Origin of the sequence: Streptomyces hokutonensis, from assembly GCF_000376565.1 — a bacterium.
In the GTDB taxonomy this organism is placed as follows: Bacteria; Actinomycetota; Actinomycetes; order Streptomycetales; family Streptomycetaceae; genus Streptomyces; species Streptomyces hokutonensis.
In genome coordinates, this window is sequence record NZ_BARG01000118.1 from 1 (window position 1) to 14,719 (window position 14,719).

At 70.7% G+C, this 14,719-nt stretch carries 15 protein-coding genes; 7 read left to right on the plus strand and 8 right to left on the minus strand.

Going from position 1 to position 14,719, the window contains the following annotated elements; translation table 11 throughout:
- Window positions 1-609 precede the first annotated feature (609 nt).
- The 6 genes from SSP08S_RS51820 to SSP08S_RS51845 form a co-directional block, all read right to left on the minus strand.
- Entirely contained in the window at window positions 610-1,287 is a 678-nt protein-coding gene (locus tag SSP08S_RS51820; RefSeq protein WP_019075541.1) for a pyridoxine/pyridoxamine 5'-phosphate oxidase, read from the minus strand.
- 10 nt (window positions 1,288-1,297) lie between these two features.
- A complete protein-coding gene (locus tag SSP08S_RS51825; protein WP_019075542.1) occupies window positions 1,298-2,185 on the minus strand; it encodes a GNAT family N-acetyltransferase in 888 nt (295 codons plus the stop codon).
- Entirely contained in the window at window positions 2,182-2,781 is a 600-nt protein-coding gene (locus SSP08S_RS51830; protein WP_019075543.1) for a GNAT family N-acetyltransferase, read from the minus strand. The genes SSP08S_RS51825 and SSP08S_RS51830 overlap by 4 nt, the downstream gene beginning before the upstream one ends.
- A gap of 37 nt (window positions 2,782-2,818) precedes the next feature.
- Window positions 2,819-3,226 carry a Zn-ribbon domain-containing OB-fold protein gene (locus SSP08S_RS51835; protein ID WP_019075544.1) on the minus strand — a complete coding sequence of 136 codons (408 nt, stop codon included), beginning with the start codon at window positions 3,224-3,226 and terminating at the stop codon, window positions 2,819-2,821.
- The gene (locus SSP08S_RS51840) at window positions 3,223-3,675 is read right to left on the minus strand and encodes a hypothetical protein (RefSeq protein WP_019075545.1); all 453 of its coding nucleotides are present in this window, start codon (window positions 3,673-3,675) and stop codon (window positions 3,223-3,225) included. Before SSP08S_RS51840 ends, SSP08S_RS51835 begins: the two co-directional genes overlap by 4 nt.
- Before the next feature lie 147 nt (window positions 3,676-3,822).
- Window positions 3,823-5,046, minus strand: a complete 1,224-nt coding sequence (locus SSP08S_RS51845; protein WP_043260439.1) for an RNA-guided endonuclease InsQ/TnpB family protein — start codon at window positions 5,044-5,046, stop codon at window positions 3,823-3,825.
- 53 nt (window positions 5,047-5,099) lie between these two features.
- On the opposite strand from SSP08S_RS51845, the gene SSP08S_RS57775 reads away from it, so the two are divergent.
- The 5 genes from SSP08S_RS57775 to SSP08S_RS51875 all read left to right on the plus strand — a co-directional run bounded on the left by SSP08S_RS57775 (window position 5,100) and on the right by SSP08S_RS51875 (window position 11,461).
- The gene (locus tag SSP08S_RS57775; RefSeq protein WP_019075547.1) at window positions 5,100-5,258 is read left to right on the plus strand and encodes an Arc family DNA-binding protein; all 159 of its coding nucleotides are present in this window, start codon (window positions 5,100-5,102) and stop codon (window positions 5,256-5,258) included.
- Between the two features lie 359 nt (window positions 5,259-5,617).
- A complete protein-coding gene (locus SSP08S_RS51860) occupies window positions 5,618-6,811 on the plus strand; it encodes a flavin-containing monooxygenase (RefSeq protein WP_019075549.1) in 1,194 nt (397 codons plus the stop codon).
- Window positions 6,812-6,925: 114 nt separating this feature from the next.
- Complete coding sequence (locus SSP08S_RS51865) at window positions 6,926-9,151, plus strand: acetate--CoA ligase family protein (protein WP_019075550.1); 2,226 nt, start codon at window positions 6,926-6,928, stop codon at window positions 9,149-9,151.
- Entirely contained in the window at window positions 9,148-9,936 is a 789-nt protein-coding gene (locus SSP08S_RS51870; protein WP_245608141.1) for an enoyl-CoA hydratase/isomerase family protein, read from the plus strand. The genes SSP08S_RS51865 and SSP08S_RS51870 overlap by 4 nt, the downstream gene beginning before the upstream one ends.
- Window positions 9,937-9,973: 37 nt before the next feature.
- Window positions 9,974-11,461: a hypothetical protein gene (locus SSP08S_RS51875; protein WP_026179560.1), complete on the plus strand. Its 1,488-nt coding sequence runs from the start codon at window positions 9,974-9,976 to the stop codon at window positions 11,459-11,461.
- 64 nt (window positions 11,462-11,525) lie between these two features.
- Here SSP08S_RS51875 and SSP08S_RS51880 read toward each other — a convergent pair whose 3' ends face one another.
- Window positions 11,526-12,119, minus strand: coding sequence for an HAD family acid phosphatase (locus tag SSP08S_RS51880; RefSeq protein ID WP_019075553.1), 594 nt, complete (start codon window positions 12,117-12,119; stop codon window positions 11,526-11,528).
- 221 nt (window positions 12,120-12,340) lie between these two features.
- Between SSP08S_RS51880 and SSP08S_RS51885 the strand changes: the two genes are divergently transcribed.
- Together SSP08S_RS51885 and SSP08S_RS51890 are read left to right on the plus strand one after the other, a co-directional pair.
- Entirely contained in the window at window positions 12,341-12,946 is a 606-nt protein-coding gene (locus SSP08S_RS51885) for a flavin reductase family protein (protein WP_019075554.1), read from the plus strand.
- A gap of 116 nt (window positions 12,947-13,062) precedes the next feature.
- Entirely contained in the window at window positions 13,063-13,356 is a 294-nt protein-coding gene (locus tag SSP08S_RS51890; RefSeq protein WP_019075555.1) for an SCO0607 family lipoprotein, read from the plus strand.
- Window positions 13,357-13,359: 3 nt separating this feature from the next.
- On the opposite strand, the gene SSP08S_RS51895 is transcribed toward SSP08S_RS51890, so the two are convergent.
- A complete protein-coding gene (locus SSP08S_RS51895; protein ID WP_019075556.1) occupies window positions 13,360-14,673 on the minus strand; it encodes an MFS transporter in 1,314 nt (437 codons plus the stop codon).
- Window positions 14,674-14,719: the final 46 nt, after the last annotated feature.

Consider the following 14,719-nt stretch of genomic DNA (forward strand, 5'->3'; position numbering starts at 1 on the left):
GCGGGCAGGGGGCGGGGGGTCTCCAGAAGCTGTGCGCCAGACTAACCACTCCCACCCTCCATGACTGGTTAGAAAAGACCACAGCTTCCAGAGAGGTGGGTCGGGGGCGGCGGCAGAGCAAGGCATTCTCGCCCCCTTGCTGCGACACTGCGGCGCACCGAGTCCCACGGGCAAGGCAATTGATTGAAGGCGATTGGCGGAACCGGGCCGCCACCCCCATCACCACCCAGGACCGTCCCGAAACCCTACCCAGCCCCCCCCTGGCCCCCATCCGCCCATCACCCGCCACTCCACGCACCACTCACCGCCCGCCATCCACTACCCCCCACCGGCGGTTGGCCGCTAAGCCCACCCGGCGTGCTGGCGAGACGCGGACGCGCCCCACAACACCGGCCGACAACGCAGCCCACGTAAGGGCCGGTATGCCTCGGCCACCCGTTCCTCCGGGCCGCTCGCTCGCTTCTCCAACGGGCTGGAGCGGACCTAGTCAAGGGTGGAGCGCAGCGGAATCGCCGCAGGCGACGCGACCGCAGGGAGCGCCCTTTACTCGGTCCGCGGAAGCCCGACACTGGCAAAGAAGCGAGTGGCCCCACGGTGACTTCTAGCAACTCAGGGCCACAGCAACACCTTCGCCCAGCCCCGCTCCTCACGCACATAACTCAGCCGGACATGCCGTCGTAGCGCATCCCCTTGGAAGAACTCGGCCTCGTCGGGGAAGACGCGGTACAGGGTCCAGGAGGGGGCGGGGGTCTGCGGCTCGCGTTGGGCCAGTTCCCAGGCTTCTTCAGAAGCTTGGGTCAGCTCCTCCAAGGACGGGAGGACTTCGCTCTGGTGGCCGGTCAGGGCCGCTGCCAGGGCTCCTGTCGAGCGGGCGTGCAGGTCGGACTGGGATTCGGCGGGGGTTGCGGGGAGGGCCGGGCCTCGCAGGCGGATCTGGCGGCCCAGGCGGGGCCAGTAGAAGGAGAGGGCGGCGTACGCGAAGTGCTTCAGTTGGTGGCCCTTGCGGCTTGTGGAGTGGGTCGCGAAGGACCAGCCTTCCGTGTCCGCGCCGTGCAGCATCACCATCCGTACGTCGGGGAGACCCTCGTCGTCCCTCGTCGCCAGTGACATGACGTGGGGTTCGGTCTCCCCCGCCGCCACCGCCTCCGCGAACCACGTGGTGAAGAGGGCGAGGGGGGTGCCCGGTGCCGTCGTCGGGTCGAACGGGCGTAGTTCGGTCGTCTCGGGGGCCCATACCCGTAGGGACTTCAGCAGGTCGTGGAGGTTCGGTCCTGTTTCCGTTGCCATGAGTCGAGTATCAGCTTTGGCCGGCGTCGGTGTCGGGGCCGAAGTCGTATGCCGTGAAGTCCGCGACGGGGCGGTATCCGATCCGTTGGTAGAGGGCGTTGCTGGTCGGGTTCGCGAGGTCGGTGAAGAGGAGTACCTCGGCCGCGCCCGCCGCGAGCGCGGCCCGGCTGACCTCCGCCGTGGCGGCGCCGGCGTAGCCGCGGCCCCGCAGGTCCGCGGGGGTGTAGACGGGGGCGACGCGGATCTGGCCGGCGATCTTCGCGGTGACTCCGGCCATCGACACCGGTGTTCCGTCGGGGGTCTCCCAGAGCGTGACGCCGCCGTAGGAGATGCGTGCGTCGGCCCATTCGGCCGAGCCGATCATGGCGCCGTGCTCGCCGATCGCCTGCACGAACTCGCCGTGCCAGCGCATGAGTTGTTCGCGGTCCTTGGCCTCCGCGACTCTTGGGCGGCCGGGAGGGGCGGGGCTCGGGATCGTCAACTCGGCCAGGCGGTAGAGGCGTTGGCGGACGCCGACCTCGGGTTCGGCTCCGGTTCGTCGTCGCCATGCTTGCGCGAAGGCCGTCGCCGTGTCCTGTTCGGCCATGACGCCGGGCAACTCGACGCCCTGGTCGGCGAGTCGGGCCGCCAGTGCTTCGGCCTCGTCGGGAGTGAGGCGGGTCGACATGAGGCGGCCGGGGGGTGTGCGGAAGTAGGCGGCCGTGACGGTGCCGTCGCGTTCCAGGACACCGAACTCCGGGTCGCCGTCGCCGTAGATGTGCCGCCCGCGTCTGCGCAGGGTGTCCGTCACCGTCAGTTGAACCGTGTGGTGTGCGGGGCGGGACCGGAGGAAGTCCCCTGCCAGGCCGAGGAATTGGTCCAGGTCGGGGGTGAGGTGCCAGGCGGGGATCGTCGTCACAGTTCTACCTCCGGGTCGGTCGCCAGGCGGCCGTGCAGGTGGACGTCGCGGAACGCGTCGCGGCGGCCCGCCTCGAACATCGCCCCGCGCAGTGTTCCCTCGGCGGGGAAGCCGCAGCGTTCGGCGATGTGGCAGGAGGCGTGGTGGCCGAGGGCGTGGCCGAGTTCGAGGCGGTGCAGGCCCAGGTCGGTCAGGGCCCAGCGGGCGGCGAGGGTGAGGGCGCGGATCGCGACGTGCCGGCCGCGGGCCTCGGGGAGGGTCCAGTAGCCGACGCGGGCGACGCTGATGAGGTGGTCGATGTCGTTGACGCCGATGTGTCCGAGGGTTCTGCCGTCGGCGGCGTCCATGACGCGGAAGGAGGCGCTGACGCCGTCCTCGGCGCCCTCGGCGCGGGAGCGGAGCGAGTTGCGGGCGCCGGTGAGGTCCGTGACCGGACGGAGTGGGGTGTTCCAGCGCTGGAAGTCGGGGTCGGACACTCCGCGCAGCCAGTCCGCGACATCGGTGTCGTCGTCGGGGTCCCAGGGGCGCAGCCGCAGTCCGTGGCCGTTCAGCTCGGGCAGGGGGTGCTGAACGGACCGCTCGCGTATGTGGGCCATCGCGCCATTGAATCAAGTGCCCCGTGCACCGGGTGTGTCATTTTTCCCCGGGCGGAAGCCTGAACACCGGCACTCCCTCCCGGAACACCGCCTCGACCGGCGTTCCGGCCCGTAGGACGGCGGGGTCGCAGTCCACCAGTTCCGTCATCATGCGCGGGCCCTCCGCGAGATCGACGACAGCGGCGACGTACGGCACCCGCCCGCCGAAGGGCGGCAGGTCGTTGCGGTGGACGACGGACCAGGTGTAGAGGGTGGCGTGGCCGCTCGCGGTCTCCCAGCTGACGTTCTCGCTCCAGCAGTGGGGGCAGAACTCGCGCGGGTAGTGGTGGGGCCGGCCGCAGTCGGCGCAGCGGCGGATCAGCAGTCTGCCCTGGCCGGCCGCGTCCCAGTAGGTCCGGGTGAACGCGTCGGTCTCGGGGAGGTCGAAGCGGGGGGCGGTGGTCATCGGAACCATCCCACCGCGTCGTCCAGCGACCACACCTGCCAGGACATCGCGAACAGCGCCACGACCGAGATGAGCGCCATCATCGCGTTCTGCCCCTGCTCCGCCCAGTCGTGGATCATGAGGGTGAAGTAGAGGACGTTGAGGAGCAGGCCCCCGACGAGGGCGACCGGGGTGAGGAATCCCGCCACCAGGCCGAGGCCTACGGCGAGTTCGGCGTAGACGACGACGTACGCCATCGTGCGCGGGCGGGGCGCGACCATCACGTCGAAGCCCGAACGGACCGCGGTCCAGCGGTGTTTGGCGGCGACGTCGGCGGCCCAGGCGATGCCGGTGCCGCGTTCGAACCAGGCCTTCTTGTCCTTGTGCCGCCAGCTCTCCAGCCACCACAGGCCGAGTCCTATGCGGAGGACCGCGAGCCATTCCGCTCCGTCGAGCCAGATCGCATCCATGAATCTGACGGTACGTCAGAAGCTGAAGAAAGCCGAGAGGGGGCCATGAAAATCCTGTGCGCGGGCCACGCTGCTGCGGGCCCGCACGAACGCCCGGCAGATTATTGCGGGGGGGGTGAAGCACAGGGCATTGAATCCTCCCCCTCCCTAAGGGATGGGGATTCCTGGCTCACGTTGGCTGCGGGCCGGCGGTCCGTCAGCTCTTACACGATCAGCACCAGCCGGGTTGAGACCAGCCCGGACCAGCATCACGCGGGCGGAGTTCTTGTCCCTGGAGGACACGGCTCCGCACGCGGTACAGGCGTAGGTTCGTTCCGAGAGGGGCAGTGCGTGCTTGGTTCTCGCTCCGCACTGAGCGCAGTCCATGGTGGTGTGCGCGGGGTGTACGAGGTGCAGTTCACGGCCGTGTTTGCGGGCCATGTGGATCAGGGCCCGCTTGGTCGCGCCGATCGCCGCGTCGGTGACCTTGCGGGCCATGGTGGACTGGGCGAGGAACTTCGGGCGGAAGTCCTCGACGGCCAGGCGGTCGTGGTCGCGTACGACCTTCTTGGCCCACTTGCGGCCGGTGTCCTCGCGCCGCCGGGCGACCTTCTTGTGGAGCTTCGCGGTGTGCCGCTTCGCTTCCCGGTAGCCCTTCGATCCGGCCTGTCCACGCTTGGGCTTCCTGCGGGCCATCATCCGCTGGTAACAGGCCAGGCGCTGCGCGGCGTTCTTGCCGTGCTGGGCGTGCGGGAGGTCGTGGGCATCCGAGGTGGTGGTCGCGGTCTCCTTCACTCCCCAGTCGATGCCGATGTCCCGTCCAGTGGCAGGCAGGGCCTCGATAGTGGCCGCCACGACGAACGAGGCGTACCAGTGACCGAGGCTGTCGCGGTAGACGCGGACGGAGGACGGAGGCTTGGGCAGGTCCCGCGACCACACCACGCTCAGCACGATCCCGCCCGCGAGGTGCAGGCGGCCGTCCTTGAGGCGGAACCCGCGCTGCGTGTAGTTCAGCGACGGGTCGGCGGCGTGCTTCTTCTTGCACTTCGGCATCCCAGCCCGCTGCTGCTGCGGCAAGCGGGCCTTGATGTCCTTCAGGGCCTCCGCACGGGACATGGCGAAGTCGCGGATGATCTGCTGCTGCGGCACCGAACTGCCCGCGCGCAGACACGCGTTCGCGGTGCGGGCCTCGGTCAGCATCTTGTCGAGGCGGGCCGGGCCGCACTTCTCCTCTTCGGCGTACGCCTTCTTGGAGCGGGCGCAGCACTCGTTCCAGATCCACCGACAGCGCGCCCACTCAGCCTCAAGGGCGGTGCGGGCGGTCGACGACACGCGCAGACGGTAGCTGTACCGCGCATGCCCTGCATCCTCCGCCTGCCCTTTCGACGTCATCATGACGTCAAGGATACGGCATTTCTCCATCCTCAGGGAACTACAGTGGTGGCATGGATGAAGAGAAGCGCATCACGGTCCGGCTCCCCGTCGACCTTCACGAACGCCTCGCCGCACAGGCCAAGCGGGACCGTAGATCGGTCAACGGCGAGATCGTGCACCTACTGGAGGTCGCCCTCACCGATCCGTCGGTGGACAGCAAATCTCACTGACGGCGATTCGCCTACCATTGCCCTTCTCCGCAGGACTCGGACACCTCGCTGACGGTCGCCGCCAACCTCGCCGCCCGCCTCGACAACCTGGGCGACGACGTGAACCACGTCTACTACTGGGACGAGGGCCACGGCGCCAACACCGACCCGGGCGACTTCATCACCTGGATCGCCCAGGTCACCAACTACCGGGGCCCGAAGAAGAAGTAGTCCCCAAGGCGCGCACGACCACCGGGCCCTCACAACCAGAGGTTCTACGCCACCGGTCTCACCCAGTCCTCCACACCCGTGATCAATCCGCAACCAATTCCGGTCTTGACCGAGACCCATCAACGTGGGACGTGATTACGCTCGCGCTCATGGCCGACTCCACAGCGTCCCCGACCCCGGTGCCGCAGAACCACGCAGACCGCCCCGTGTACGTCGTCGGCGGCGGCCCCGGCGGACTCGCCGCCGCGTACGCGCTGCGCGCGCGGGGCATCCGTGCCGTCGTACTGGAGCGGTCGGACCGGGTCGGGGCGTCCTGGCGCGGGCACTACGACCGCCTCCATCTGCACACCACCCGCCGGCTCTCGGGCCTGCCGGGCCTCGCGATACCGCGCCGTTTCGGGCGCTGGGTCTCGCGCGACGACGTGGTGCGCTATCTGGAGAAGTATGCGGAGGTCCACGAGCTGGAGATCGTCACCGGCGTCGAGGTCTCCCGTATCGAGCGCTCGGCCGACGGCGCCGGCTGGCTGCTGCACGCCACCGGCGGCCGTGAGCTGACCGGCCGCGCGGTCGTCGTCGCCACCGGCACCAACCACACCCCCCGGCTGCCCGACTGGCCCGGCCGCGACACCTACACCGGCGAGCTGCTGCACGCCGCCGACTACCGCAACCCGCAGCCGTACGCGGGCCGGGACGTCCTGGTCGTGGGCGTCGGCAACACGGGCGCGGAGATCGCCGTCGACCTGGTGGAGGGTGGCGCCTCGCGCGTACGGCTCTCCGTGCGCACCACCCCGCACATCGTGCGCCGCTCGACCGCGGGCTGGGCGGCCCAGTACACGGGCATCGTCGTACGGCGGCTGCCGGTCCGGCTCGTCGACCGGCTCGCGGGGCCGATGGCCAAGCTCAGCGTGCCGGACCTGTCGGAGCAAGGGCTCGCGCGGCCCGACACCGGGCTGTACAGCCGGGTCAAGGACGGGTCGATCCCGGTGCAGGACGTCGGTCTGATCGACGCCGTGCGCAAGGGGCGGGTGGAGGTCGTGGCGGCCGTGGAGTCGTTCGAGGACGGCAAGGTGGTGCTGGCCGGCGGTGAGCGGATCGAGCCGGACGCCGTCGTCGCGGCCACGGGGTACGTCCGTTCGCTGGAGGGTCTCGTCGGCCATCTCGGCGTGCTGGACGCGCGAGGGAAGCCGGTCGTGCACGGCGCCCGTTCCCCGAAGGACGCGCCCGGCCTGTACTTCACCGGCTTCACCAACCCCATCAGCGGCATGCTCCGCGAGCTGGCGATCGACGCGGAGAAAATCGCGAAGACCCTCGCCAAGTCCGTCCGCAAAAGTGCCGTGAGCTAGGTTCCGCCCGTTCTTTGCGTGCACGACAGTTCCTGACGCAGTGTCAGTTCAGTAATCTGACAGTGCGTCAGTTAATTGTGCTGTCACGACTGTCACACAGGAGCGGGCGGACCGATGCTTGGATCAACCCACGGCACCCTCACCACCGACTCCCGCCGGGCCCGGGTCATCGCCTGCGGTGAGCAACCCGGCCCCGCCGTCCACGGAAGGCCCGCCGACGTCGACGATCTCGATGTCGGTGGGCGGCCGTTGTACGCCGGCGTCCCCGACCTGGACCGTTTCTTCCGCCCCGAGTCGGTCGCCGTGATCGGCGCCTCGGACGCGGAGGGACGCCCGAACACGGGCATCACCCGCCAACTCATCGCCTGGGCCGACCGGGTGGGAGCGCGCCTGCACCCGGTGCACCCCACCCGTACGACGGTCTTCGGCGTCCCCTGCTTCCCGTCCGTCCCCGATCTCCCCGAACAGGTCGACCTGGCCGTGGTGCTGGTGGCCGACCCGCTCCCCGTGATCGAGCAACTGGCCGAGGCGAAGGTGAAGTTCGCGGTCGCCTTCGCGTCCGGCTTCGCGGAGACGGGCGAGGAGGGCGCACTGGCGCAGACCCAACTCGCCGCCGCTGTCGGCCGTTCCGGTCTCCGTCTGCTCGGCCCGAACACCAACCTCAACGCCTTCGAGAACTTCCGCGAGGACCTCGACGGGCCCGCGATCGCCCTCATCACCCAGTCCGGCCACCAGGGGCGCCCGGTCTTCGCCCTCCAGGAACTCGGCATCCGCCTCTCCCACTGGGCGCCCACCGGCAACGAGGCCGACCTGGAGACCGCCGACTTCATCTCCTACTTCGCCGAACTCCCCGAAGTCGGCGCCATCGCCTGCTACTTGGAGGGCCTCAAGGACGGCCGCGCCTTCCTCCTCGCCGCCGACCGCGCCGCCCGCCGCAAGGTCCCGGTCGTGGCGGTGAAGGTCGGCCGTACCGAGACCGGCGCCCGCACCGCCGCCTCCCACACCGGCAAACTCACCGGCGCGGACACGGTGGTGGACGCGGCGATGCGCCAGTACGGCGTGCTCCGCGTCGACGGCCTCGACGAACTCCAGGACACGGCAAGCCTGTTGGCGCGGGCGAAGCCTCCGGTCGCGGACGGTGTCGTCGTGTACTCGATCTCCGGCGGCACGGGCGCCCACTTCGCCGACCTGGCGAGCGAGGCGGGACTGCACCTGCCCCAGCTGTCGACCGCCAAGCAGGGCGAACTGCACGAGTGGATACCGCCGTACCTGAGCGTGGCCAACCCGGTGGACAACGGCGGTCACCCGGTGGGCGACTGGCGCGGCCGGAAGATCATCGACGCGATCCTCGACGACCCGGAGGTGGGCGTCCTGGTGTGCCCGATCACGGGCCCCTTCCCACCGCTGAGCGACAAGCTGGTCGAGGACCTCGTCGCCGCGGCCGAACGCACCGACAAGCTGGTGTGCGTGGTGTGGGGTTCACCCGTCGGCACCGAACCGGCGTACCGGGACGTCCTGTTGGGCTCCTCCCGGGTGGCCACCTTCCGGACGGTCGGCAACTGCATCACGGCACTGCGCGCCTACTTCTCCCACCACCGCTTCGTCCACGCCTACCGCTCCCCCTTCGACGAGGCCCCCCGCACCCTCTCCCCCTCCTTCCGCAAGGCCCAGGCCCTGATGCGTCCGGGCCAGCAACTGAGCGAGCACGCGGCGAAACAACTCCTGCGGGCCTACGGCATCCGGGTCCCCCGCGAGCAGCTGGTGACCAGCGCGGCGGCGGCCGTACGGGCGGCGGGCCTGGTGGGCTACCCGGTGGTGATGAAGGCGTCGGGCGGCCAGATAGCCCACAAGACGGAACTGGGCCTGGTGAAGGTGGGTCTCACCTCCGCCAGCCAAGTCCGGGACGCCTACCGCGAGTTGACCGACATCGCCCGCTACGAGGACGTGACCCTCGACGGTGTCCTGGTCTGCCAGATGGTCGAGCGGGGCGTCGAGATGGTGGTCGGCGTCACCCAGGACGACCTGTTCGGGCCGACGGTGACGGTCGGCCTGGGCGGGGTGCTCGTCGAGGTGCTGCGGGACGTGGCGGTACGGGTGCCGCCCTTCGGCGAGGATCAAGCGGCCGACATGCTCGGTGAGTTGCGCGGCCGTCCGCTGCTCGACGGGGTACGGGGGCGACCGCCTGCGGACCTGGACGCGCTGGTGGAGGTGATCCTGCGGGTCCAGCGCATGGCTCTCGAACTGGGCGACGTGCTCTCCGAGTTGGACATCAACCCGCTGATGGTGCTGCCCCGGGGGCAGGGCGCGGTGGCGTTGGACGCGCTGGCGGTGTGCCGATGAGCGAGGTCGTGCACACCGTCTCGGGCCAGGTCGCGTACCTCACCCTCAACCGCCCCGAGGCCATGAACGCGATCACCCCGGCCCAACGGGACCACCTGATAGGCCTGTTGACCGAGGCGTCGGCCGACCCGTCCGTACGGGCGGTGGTCCTCACCGGCACCGGTCGCGGCTTCTGCGCGGGCGCGGACCTGAGGGGCGGCGCGACGGCGAACGGCGAACGGGTGGCCGGAGACGTGGCCCGCACGATCCGCCTGGGCGCGCAACGCCTGATCGCCGCCGTCCTGGACTGCGAGAAACCGGTGATCGCGGCGGTGAACGGCACGGCGGCGGGCCTGGGCGCGCATCTGGCCCTGGCCTGCGATCTCGTCCTGGCCGCGGAGTCGGCGCGGTTCATCGAGGTGTTCGTCCGCCGGGGCCTGGTCCCGGACGGCGGCGGCGCCTACCTGCTCCCCCGCCTGATCGGCCCGCAGCGGGCGAAGGAGCTGATGTTCTTCGGCGACGCTCTGACCGCCCCGGACGCGGAACGCCTCGGCCTCGTCAACCGGGTGGTCCCGGACGGGGAGTTGGAGAAGACGGCCCGCGAGTGGGCGCAACGCCTGGCCACCGGCCCGACCCGCGCCCTCGCCCTCACCAAACAGCTCGTCAACGCCTCCCTGGACAGCGACCGCACGACCGCGTTCGCGGCGGAGGCGGCGGCCCAGGAGATCAACATGACGACGGAGGACGCGCAGGAGGGCGTGGCGAGCTTCGTGGAGCGGCGGAGTCCGGAGTACCGGGGACGCTGACGCCCGCGCCGCGGGCCTTGGTCTCTACGCTGTGTCGATGCTGTCGTACGAGGAAATGACCCCGCCCGAACGGGAGTTGTGGAACGCCTTCCCCGAAGGCCGCCTGGTGGACCTGCGCGTGGGCTCGCCGGACGAGGACGATCCGGCGCAGGGGGCGGGCTGGGGACCCGGGCGCACGCTTCGGGCGGCTGTCGTGACGGCGCTGGCGCGGGGAGCCAACGCGGCGCCGCCCGGTGCGGTGACCTCTCTGCGGGTCGCGGGCGCCCGGATCACCGGCCAACTCGACCTGGCCGAGGCGGAGATCGGGCACCTGCTGCGGTTCGAGGGCTGCTGGTTCGAGGAGGCTCCGAATCTCTTCGGAGCGGCCACCCGGACGATCGGGATCGTCGGCTGCCAAGTCCCGGGCATGGACGCCTCGTTGGCCTCCGTCGAGGGCACCCTCGATCTGAAGCGTTCGGTCCTCGACGGCAGGCTCTCGCTCTTGCGGGCGCGCATCGCGGGCGAACTGCAGCTGGGCGGGGCGGTGTTGTCGGACCCGGACGGCTGGGCGCTGTTCGCCGGCGGTCTGGTCATGGAGGGCGGAGTCTTCTGCCGTCACGAATTCACCGCCCACGGGGGGATCCGGCTGCTGGGGGCCCATCTGCCCGGCGGCCTGTTCATGGAGGGAGCCCGGCTGGACAACCCCGACGGCCCGGCGCTCGTCGCGGACAGCGCGGTGGCCGGGACCCTGGTCTTCTCCCAGGGGTTCACCGCCGCGGGGACCGTCCAGCTGCGCGGCGCGCAGTTATCCGACCGACTCACCTTCGACGGCGCCTACTTGAACGGCCCGGACGTGGCCCTGGACTGCTCGCGGATGCAGGCGGGGGAGCTCCACTTCACGCCCGCCGTGCCCCCTTCCGGTGCGGTGGACCTGCGCGGGGCCCACGTCTCGGTCCTGCACGACGGCGAGGACAGCTGGCCGGACGTCGTACGGCTCCAGGGGTTCGGCTACGCCTCCATCGAGTCCGAGGACGGGCTGCGCGGCAACGACGTGACCCGCCGCGTCGAGTGGGTCCGCCGCGAGCCCGGCTACGCCCCGCAGCCGTACGAGCAGTTGGCGAGCTGGTACCGGCAGGTCGGCCACGAGGACGACGCGCGCAAGGTGCTGCTGGCCAAGCAGCGCCACCGTCGCGGCACTCTGCATCCGGTGGGCCGGCTGTGGGGGCACCTGCTCGACGCCCTGGTCGGCTACGGCTACCGGCCCTGGCTGGCCGGGGTGTGGATCCTGGCGCTGACCGCCCTCGGCACGGTCGTCTTCCGCGGCGAGTCGCCGAAGCCGGTCCAGGCCGGCCAAGGGCCGCTGTTCAACGCCTTCGTCTACACCCTCGACCTGCTGATCCCCATCGGCGGCCTCGGCCAGCGCGGCGCCTGGTACTGGCCGGACGGAAGCCTCGCGCAATGGCTCTCCTACGCCCTGATCGCGGCCGGCTGGGTGCTGACGACGGCGGTCGTCGCGGGCGTGACACGGTCGCTGAACAAGAGCTGAGACCCCCGCCGACGTGCTCGGCGGGGGTCCAGGTGTGCCGGGTGTGCCGGGTGTGCAGTGCCCGTCAGTCCAACAGGCCGTCGTAGTCCGGGAGTTTGTACGTCGTGTCGGCGTAGCCGCCCGTCAGGTCGGTCGTGTTGTTGCCGATGTTGGCGACGATGTCGTAGCCGTTCGCCTCGATCGCCTTGCGCTGGGAGGTCTTGAAGTCGGCGACGCTCTCGCTCGCGATGTCGATGAGCGTGCGGGTGTAGAGGCCGTCGACGGTGTAACCGACGTTCGTCAGGTTGTACTTGGTGGCCACGTCGATCAGGTTGGTGCGGGCGCTGACGAAGAAGACGCTGACGCCCTTGGCGTGCGCGTCCTTGGCCAGGGCGAGTACCGGCGCGGTGGCCGGGGTGGGGTAGCCGCCCTCGAAGTAGGACGCCAGCGAGGTGTTGTCGATGTCGAGGACGATCGCCGGCTTGGCGCCCGAGGTGTTGGCGGCGGCGCGGGAGTCGATGTAGGTCTGCGCGGGGCCGGTGACGGCGGCGACGTCGGACAGCCACTGGGCCTCGGTGACGGTCGAGTCGGCGGCCTGCGCGGGCAGGGCTGCGGCGAGGGTCAGTGCGAGGCCGGCCACGGCGGCAACCGCGGTGCCGCGTGCGGTGGGACGGTTCATCGGGTGGATGCTCCTCGGGGGTCGCGGCGGCCACCGGTTCCGTACCGGCGGCGGTCGTTGCGGAACTCTGCTGCGGGCGGGTGTGCGGGGAGTGACTCAGGGGGGTCCGTGCGGCGTCGTAACTCCCATGTTCTTCCCGGGAGTCTGTGAACCAGCCGTCAGAACCCCCGCCGCCCGCGCCCCTTCCTATCTGATGACCCGTCAGCTTCAATGGGTGTGTGATGGGACACGCAGGAGCGGCTGCCGCCGCCGTCCGCTACCTCAGGTCGTCCGGAAGCGCTCCGGCCGCGCAGCCTGTCGAGGCGCTGCCGCGGCCGGAGCTCCGGTGCGTCGCGGACGACGAGCGCGCGCCGGTCGAGCACGGCGAATTCCGGCGCGTACTGGGCCACTTCGCGACCGGCGTGACGGTGATCACCGCCCCTGCGGCGGTCGGCGAACCCGGTCCCGCCGGCTTCGCCTGCCAGTCGTTCTCCGCGCTCTCCCTCGACCCGCCGCTCGTCGTCTTCATGGTCGGCCGTACGTCCACGACCTGGCCGCGCATCGCCCGCGCCGGCGTCTTCTGCGTCAACGTACTCGGCGCCCACCAGGGCGAGTTGTGCCGCGGCTTCGCGATCAGCGGCACCGACAAGTTCGCGGGCGTGCACTACGACGCGTCCCCGGTCTCCGGCTCCCCCCGCCTGACCGGCGCCGCCGCCTGGATCGACTGCACGATCCACGCGGTGCACACCGGGGGCGACCATCTGATCGTGGTGGGGCGGGTGGACGGGCTGGGCACCGAGGACCCGGACGGAGCACCGCTGTTGTTCCACCGGGGCCGGTTCGTCTGAGTTCCCCTGAGTAACCCGTGCCCCGATTCTGAGTCGGCGTACTCATGAAGGTCCCTCTCCCCTCCGGCAGCCTTGCTCTCGGAGCGATTCGAGCATTCGACCGGGGGGACCCAACCATGAGCAAGCGCACGCGCGTCGCCGTTCTCACCGCCGCCCTGATATCCACCGCCGGACTGCTGTCCGCCTGTTCGTTCACCACGGCGGACGCCATGTGCAGTTCGGGCGAGTACCCGGTGCTGGTCCCGGGCAGCACCATGGGCGGCGCCTGTGTGAAGAACGGCGACGCCCCGCCGAGCGGCTACGTGCGGTACCCGAAGGGCAAGGTGCCCCAGCACGTCGACGACAAGTGGGACACCTACTGGCAGACCCACACCGTGGACACGAAGGGGCGCATCACCGCCGCTCCGTAGCCGTCACGCGAGGGCCACCCGCACCGGCCCCGCGACCGGCCGCCGCCGGATGACCAGCGCCATCAGCGCCGCCACCGCGCACAGCGCCCCGGAGACGTACCAGACCATGTCGTACGACCCGAACGCGTCCCGTGCGACCCCGCCCAGGAAGGCCACGAGCGCCGCGCCGATCTGGTGCGAGGCCAGCACCCAGCCGAAGACGATCGCGCTGTCCTCGCCGTACTGCTCGCGGCACAGGGCGAGGGTCGGGGGGACCGTGGCGACCCAGTCGAGGCCGTAGAAGACGATGAAGAAGAGCATGGGCGGGTGGACCGTCGGGGCCAGCAGCATGGGGAGGAAGAGGAGGGAGATGCCGCGCAGGGCGTAGTAGACGGCGAGCAGGCGGCGGGGTTCGAAGCGGTCGGTGAACCAGCCGGAGGCGATCGTGCCGACGACGTCGAAGACGCCGATCACCGCGAGCAGCGAGGCCGCGGCCGTGATGGGCATGCCGTGGTCGTGGGCGGCGGGCACGAAGTGGGTCTGGATCAGGCCGTTGGTGGAGGCGCCGCAGATCGCGAAGGTGCCGGCCAGCAGCCAGAAGGGGCCGGTGCGGACCGCCTTGAACAGGACGGAGACCGTGCGACGGGCCGCGCCCGGCACCGGTTCCGGCTTGGGGACGAACTCGGTCGCGCCGTAGGGCTTCGCGCCCACGTCCGCCGGGTGGTCGCGCAGCAGCAGCCACACGAAGGGGACGACGGCGAGGGCCGCGAGGGAGACGGTCACGGCGGCGGGGCGCCAGCTGTGCTCCTCGACTATCCAGGACAGCAGCGGCAGGAAGATCAGCTGGCCGGACGCCGAGGCGGCGGTGAGGATGCCGGTGACCAGGCCCTTGCGTGCGGTGAACCAGCGGTTGGTGACGGTCGCGGCGAACGCCAGCGCCATCGAACCGCTGCCCAGACCCACCAACAGGCCCCAGCACAGCAGCAGTTGCCAGGGCGCGGTCATCCACACCGTCAGGCCGGAGCCGAGCGCGATCACGGTCAGCGCGACCGCGACGACGCGCCGGATGCCGAAGCGGTCCATCAGCGCCGCCGCGAAGGGGGCCGTCAGCCCGTACAGCGCGAGGTTGATGGAGGCCGCGGCCCCGATCGTGCCGCGCGACCAGCCGAACTCCTGGTGCAGCGGATCGATCAGCAGCCCCGGCAGCGAACGGAAGGCCGCCGCGCCGATGATCGTCACGAAGGTGACGGCCGCGACGAACCAGGCGCGGTGGACGCGTATACGTGAGGTGGGCCGGGCTTCGGTCGGAGCGGCGGTCGGTTCCGTTGTCTGGGTCACGCCATACAGCTTCCGGCCTGCGGCGGATCCGATCCATTGGCCCGGA

Coding starts and splice junctions, on each gene's coding strand:
- SSP08S_RS51820 (WP_019075541.1), bottom strand. CDS start 1,287: ATGGCAACGGAAACAGGACCGAACCTCCACGACCTGCTGAAGTCCCTA.
- SSP08S_RS51830 (WP_019075543.1), bottom strand. CDS start 2,781: ATGGCCCACATACGCGAGCGGTCCGTTCAGCACCCCCTGCCCGAGCTG.
- SSP08S_RS51835 (WP_019075544.1), bottom strand. CDS start 3,226: ATGACCACCGCCCCCCGCTTCGACCTCCCCGAGACCGACGCGTTCACC.
- SSP08S_RS51840 (WP_019075545.1), bottom strand. CDS start 3,675: ATGGATGCGATCTGGCTCGACGGAGCGGAATGGCTCGCGGTCCTCCGC.
- SSP08S_RS51845 (WP_043260439.1), bottom strand. CDS start 5,046: ATGACGTCGAAAGGGCAGGCGGAGGATGCAGGGCATGCGCGGTACAGC.
- SSP08S_RS57775 (WP_019075547.1), top strand. CDS start 5,100: ATGGATGAAGAGAAGCGCATCACGGTCCGGCTCCCCGTCGACCTTCAC.
- SSP08S_RS51860 (WP_019075549.1), top strand. CDS start 5,618: ATGGCCGACTCCACAGCGTCCCCGACCCCGGTGCCGCAGAACCACGCA.
- SSP08S_RS51865 (WP_019075550.1), top strand. CDS start 6,926: ATGCTTGGATCAACCCACGGCACCCTCACCACCGACTCCCGCCGGGCC.
- SSP08S_RS51870 (WP_245608141.1), top strand. CDS start 9,148: ATGAGCGAGGTCGTGCACACCGTCTCGGGCCAGGTCGCGTACCTCACC.
- SSP08S_RS51875 (WP_026179560.1), top strand. CDS start 9,974: ATGCTGTCGTACGAGGAAATGACCCCGCCCGAACGGGAGTTGTGGAAC.
- SSP08S_RS51880 (WP_019075553.1), bottom strand. CDS start 12,119: ATGAACCGTCCCACCGCACGCGGCACCGCGGTTGCCGCCGTGGCCGGC.
- SSP08S_RS51885 (WP_019075554.1), top strand. CDS start 12,341: ATGGGACACGCAGGAGCGGCTGCCGCCGCCGTCCGCTACCTCAGGTCG.
- SSP08S_RS51890 (WP_019075555.1), top strand. CDS start 13,063: ATGAGCAAGCGCACGCGCGTCGCCGTTCTCACCGCCGCCCTGATATCC.